The following is a 711-nucleotide window of genomic DNA, read 5'->3' as shown; positions in this document are numbered from 1 at the left end:
CCGTCAAGATTGGTGATTTGGTAGTTCGGTGCTGTAACAACGCCATCTTTGTATGTTGATGAACCACCCAAGTTTTGTGCAAGGCTGTTACCCAAAGCATCTGTCGCAGCTTGTGAGCCTTCGCCTGATTTCGCCACGATGTCTTGTACTTGTTGTAAGTTGGTCGCATCTTTGCCATTCACTGCATCACCAACATTGCTGATGGTTTTGTCATTGGCATTGATACCGTCTTTGCCAACGGTCACACCGCCTGCATTCAAGCCATCTTTGCCCAGTGTCACTGCACCATTGTTAATGTCTAGACCGTTCGAGCCATACACGGTGGTGTTAGTACCATCAGTCACCGTTGTTCCACCTGCGGTCAAGGTGCTGACTTTGTTTGGATCGTTTGCATCAACCGTTTGAACTGAATTTAAGCCTGTTAAATCTTTGTTCAAGGTCACTGCAACTTTGCCTTGGCTGGCTGTGGTGGTGATGTTGTTATCACCTGTGATTGCCAATGTTGTGCCAAGTTTATTCGTTGATGAACCGCTATCACCCGTGAAGGTTAATGGTGTGGTCACCGCTGTATTTAAGCTGCTGATCGCATCGCCAACCGTTGCTGCTGTACTGCTTGTGCCGTCAAGATTGGTGATTTGGTAGTTCGGTGCTGTAACAACGCCATCTTTGTATGTTGATGAACCACCCAAGTTTTGTGCAAGGCTGTTACCC

1 pseudogene is annotated in these 711 nt (G+C 47.4%); it reads right to left on the bottom strand.

The features are described 5' to 3' along the window. A pseudogene (locus tag F960_RS00205) lies at nt 1-711 on the bottom strand (hypothetical protein); the annotation flags it as partial.

The organism is Acinetobacter gerneri DSM 14967 = CIP 107464 = MTCC 9824 (assembly GCF_000368565.1).
GTDB classification, from domain to species: domain Bacteria; phylum Pseudomonadota; class Gammaproteobacteria; order Pseudomonadales; family Moraxellaceae; genus Acinetobacter; species Acinetobacter gerneri.
Note: the sequence above shows the minus strand (reverse complement) of the source record. Positions and strands in the feature narration are given on the sequence as shown.